Source organism: Candidatus Cryptobacteroides sp. (assembly GCF_056207615.1).
Genome location: NZ_JBAEER010000159.1, coordinates 1 through 2593 on the forward strand (window position 1 = coordinate 1; position 2593 = coordinate 2593).

A 2593-nucleotide genomic window follows, 5' to 3' on the forward strand; every position below is an offset into this window, starting at 1 on the left:
CAGGCGTCAGCTATGCCGACATGAAGGCATCAGATATGGTTGTAGTCGACCTCGCTACCGGTAAGGTAGTCGAGGGCGACCTCAACCCTTCTTCTGACACCCCTACCCATCTCGTTCTCTACAGGTCATTCCCTAACATCCAGGGCGTAGTCCACACCCACTCTACCTATGCAACCGCATTCGCAGAGGCTGGCAAGGACATCCCTAACATCGGAACCACCCACGCAGACTACTTCTACAAGGACATCCCTTGCACAAGGGACATGACCAAGGAGGAAGTCGAGGGCCAGTACGAGCTCGAGACAGGTAACGTGATCGTGGACGAGATCCTCAACATCCGCAAGATCAATCCTGATCATACTCCTGCTGTAATCGTCAAGAACCACGGTCCATTCTCATGGGGTACTTCTCCTGACAACGCAGTCTACAATGCGAAGGTGATGGAGCAGTGCGCAAAGATGGCGTTCATCGCGTTCCAGGTCAATCCTCAGCTCACCATGAACCCACTTCTCATCGAGAAGCACTACAACCGCAAGCACGGTCCTAACGCTTACTACGGGCAGAAGAAGAAATAACCCTATCACAGAACAATAAGCTTTAACAAAATGATCAAGGCATTTGAAAACATCGAGCTCTGGTGGGTAACCGGAGCGCAGCTTCTCTACGGTGGCGAGACCGTAAAGATCGTCGACGGACATTCTCAGGAGATGGTTGCCGGCCTCAACGAGTCAGGCATCATTCCTATCAAGGTCGTATATAAGGGCACTGCAAACAGCAGCAAGGAAGTAGAGGCGATCATGAGCGAGGCAAACAACGCCCCTCAGTGCGTAGGTGTCATCACCTGGATGCACACCTTCTCTCCTGCAAAGATGTGGATCAAGGGTCTCCAGGCCCTCAGGAAGCCACTTCTCCACTTCCACACCCAGTACAACGCCGAGATTCCTTGGGATACCATGGACATGGATTTTATGAACCTCAACCAGTCTGCACACGGTGACATCGAGTATGGTCACATCTGCACCCGCATGCGCATCCCTAGAAAGGTTGTCGTAGGTTACTGGAAGAGCGAGGAAGCTCAGAAGAAGATCGCCGTTTGGGCACGCGTAGCTGCAGCAGTTGCTGACGCACACGACGTACGCTGTCTCATGTTCGGTATGAACATGAACAACGTTGCCGTTACCGACGGTGACCGCGTAGAGTTCGAGCAGCGTCTCGGCTATCATGTAGACTACTATCCTGTATCTTCTCTCATGAACTACTTCAAGGCTGTCACCGACGCTGAGGTGGATGCTCTTGTAGAGGAGTACAAGAAGGAGTACACCATCAAGATCGACGAGTGCGGCGAGCAGGTATACTGGGAGAAGGTACGCAATGCAGCAAAGGCAGAGATCGCGATTCGTCGCGTGCTCGAGGCTGAGGGCGCTACCGCTTTCACCACCAACTTCGACGACCTCGGCGACGCAGACATCGACAGCCCTACTTTCTGTGGCTTCGACCAGATCCCTGGCCTCGCTTCACAGCGTCTCATGGCAGAGGGTATCGGTTTCGGTGCAGAGGGTGACTGGAAGACCGCATGTCTCTATCGCTCACTCTGGATCATGAACCAGGGTCTCTCAAAGGGTTGCTCATTCCTCGAGGACTACACTGTCAACTTCGCTGAGGACTGCCCTTCAAGCCTCCAGAGCCACATGCTCGAGGTTACTCCTCTCATCGCTACCGACAAGCCAAAGCTCGAGGTTCACTTCCTCGGAATCGGTATCCGCAAGCAGGAGACCGCACGTCTCGTATTCACCTCTAAGACCGGCGCCGGCTGCAAGGCTACCATCGTTGACCTCGGCAACCGCTTCCGTCTCATCACCAGCGACGTAGAGTGCATCGAGCCTAAGCCAATGCCTAAGCTCCCTGTAGCATCTGCACTCTGGGTACCTCAGCCAACCTTCGAGATCGGCGCAGGTGCATGGATCCTCGCAGGTGGTACTCACCACAGCGCATTCTCTTACGAGATCACCGCTGAGTACTGGGAGGACTTCGCTGAGATGACCGGTATCGAGTTCATCGGTATCAACAAGGACACCACCATCAGCGGTTTCAAGCAGCAGCCCCGCAACAACGAGATCTACTATATGCACAATAAGTCACTCATGTAATTGATGTGTACCATGGACGCAAGAACAACCATTATCGAAGGTAAGGCTGTCCTCGGCATCGAGTTCGGATCGACCCGTATCAAGGCCGTCCTCATCGACCAGGAGAACAAGCCTATCGCACAGGGAAGCCACGAGTGGGAGAACCAGCTCGTCAACGGTCTCTGGACATACAGCACCGAGGCTATCTGGTATGGCCTCGAGGACTGCTACGCTGACCTCCGCAAGAACGTGAAGGCTCAGTACGATTGCGAAATCGAGCAGCTCGCTTCTATCGGTATCTCTGCAATGATGCACGGTTACATGGCATTCGGCCCTACTGGTGTCGCAAGCCGTGGCGCTGACCCATCAGAAGTAGAGAAGATCCTCTATCCTTTCCTCACCTGGAGAAACACCAACACTGGTGCTGCAGCTGCTGAGCTCTCAAAGCTCTTCAACTACAACATTCC

The 2593-nt window shown here is 53.8% G+C and carries 3 protein-coding genes; all 3 read left to right on the top strand.

The features are described 5' to 3' along the window. Positions 1 to 575: L-ribulose-5-phosphate 4-epimerase AraD (gene araD / locus AC06ND_RS09055; RefSeq protein ID WP_475678659.1), on the top strand; the 575-nt coding region annotated here is incomplete at its 5' end. Between the two features lie 30 nt (positions 576 to 605). Then, a complete protein-coding gene (araA, locus tag AC06ND_RS09060; RefSeq protein ID WP_475678660.1) occupies positions 606 to 2147 on the top strand; it encodes an L-arabinose isomerase in 1542 nt (513 codons plus the stop codon). Between the two features lie 12 nt (positions 2148 to 2159). Then, positions 2160 to 2593, top strand: a 434-nt coding sequence (locus AC06ND_RS09065; protein ID WP_475678661.1) for an FGGY family carbohydrate kinase, incomplete at its 3' end; no start/stop codon positions are given.

Bases quoted from the DNA above. Each gene is read 5' to 3' on its own strand.
- araA (WP_475678660.1), top strand. From the start codon at position 606: ATGATCAAGGCATTTGAAAACATCGAGCTCTGGTGGGTAACCGGAGCG.